The organism is Clostridia bacterium (assembly GCA_034926675.1).
GTDB lineage: Bacteria > Bacillota > DTU025 > DTU025 > DTU025 > JAYFQW01.
Genome location: JAYFQW010000058.1, coordinates 1 through 1,503 on the forward strand (window position 1 = coordinate 1; position 1,503 = coordinate 1,503).

Genomic DNA, 1,503 nt, shown 5'->3' on the forward strand with positions numbered 1-1,503 from the left:
GACTCGGGAACGGGAGCGATCGGTACGACCACCGCCGACAGACACCGCTGCGAAATCACTCGCATACCGCCAACCGAAGCCACTCACTACTCAAGCCTCCCTACCCTCACGATGGTGAAACAGGTCTTACCCAGCCTCAAACAAACTCAGAGCTTGGCATCGTGCTGACCGCGACCGCGCCATGAGCGCGACAATCACCCGTATCGACGACACGCAGCTGTGCAGCATTCCAACGCGGCGCAATGGGTGCTCTCGATGCCATGCCGGACTTGTTGAGCACCTGGGCGCCTGCCCGTTTCGAAGGCTCGACCAGTTCGTCGCCATCAGCTGCAAGCTCGCCTCATCATCAATCACTGCGAATCCCGGCCAGTGTCGTCGACAGCCAGTCCACAAACGGCCAGGTTCGCCTCGATCAATAGTTTCCCGTCGCGACCGGGAGTCTTCCTTCTGTCGTCGACACCTTTCTACCTAGATGCGGGTTCGCCGGGCCGATTCCAACCATCAGATAGTGCTCCGAGAACCTAGCAACGACCCCACGACCGGCAGCGACAGTCAGAAGGTGCCGCACCGATGGAAGCCTCGTCACGGGTATGTCATGCTTGTCGCGTGCAACCAACTCACCCTATTGACCTCTCTGAGGAACAGCGACTGGCGCTCAGGCGGGCCGTGCGCAATAGCGAATACCAACTCTTGCTCGGCGCGGGCGCGAGCATGGACTCGATCTCTCCATCAGATGGCAAGCTGCCTGGAAGCAGACAGCTCATAGAGCAGCTGTGCGACAAATTCCGAGTGGTCGCTGAAGAACAGGACCTGCTCTGGCGCGTCTATGACAGGGCCGTCGAAGCCGCCGGGGAGACTGCAGTTTACGCCTGGCTAAGGCGAAGATTCTGGAATGTGAAGGCACCCTATTGGATGGAGTACTATGCACGGAGTCCTTGGGCCACAGTATGGACTCTTAATGTGGATGATACATTTGAATCAGCCTATAGCTCAGTAGCGACCGAGACAATGCGACCGCTCCAGACCCTCAACTGGGACGATGAGTACCGCCATAGCCGCAAACTCAATGTAGTCCATCTGCATGGCGTGGTAGACCAGGCCGCTCCGCGAAGGCTCGTGTTTTCGCTTCGGGAATACGCTGACTCCGCCGCCACCTCGGCGGCGTGGCCAGTGAACTTTCGTGATTCATACGGCAACGCTCCATTCGTCATCCTCGGGGCCCGGATGCGCGATGAGCCTGATATCGAAGCCGTGATCTCTCGCCGTCGACCGACTCACCCCGCCCCGAGCTTTTACGTATCTCGGACCATTTCGCCGGCAACCCGCACGGACTTAATACGGTGGGGATTGGTTCCCGTTGAATTATCGGCTGAAGACTTCGTACTTGAATGGGGCGAACTAAGTGGTCTCGATCTTGAGCAAGGCCTGCCCGGGGAGCAAGAACTCGGTATGCGAGTTGGGCAGCAGTTCACCGAATTAAAGCTATCACGAAAACCGGCGTTG

The 1,503-nt window shown here is 58.3% G+C and carries 1 protein-coding gene; it reads left to right on the top strand.

Features of this window, described 5'->3' with window-relative positions; all coding sequences use genetic code 11:
- Nucleotides 1-711: 711 nt before the first annotated feature.
- On the top strand, nt 712-1,503 hold a 792-nt coding region (locus VB144_12560), incomplete at its 3' end, for an SIR2 family protein (GenBank protein MEA4884460.1).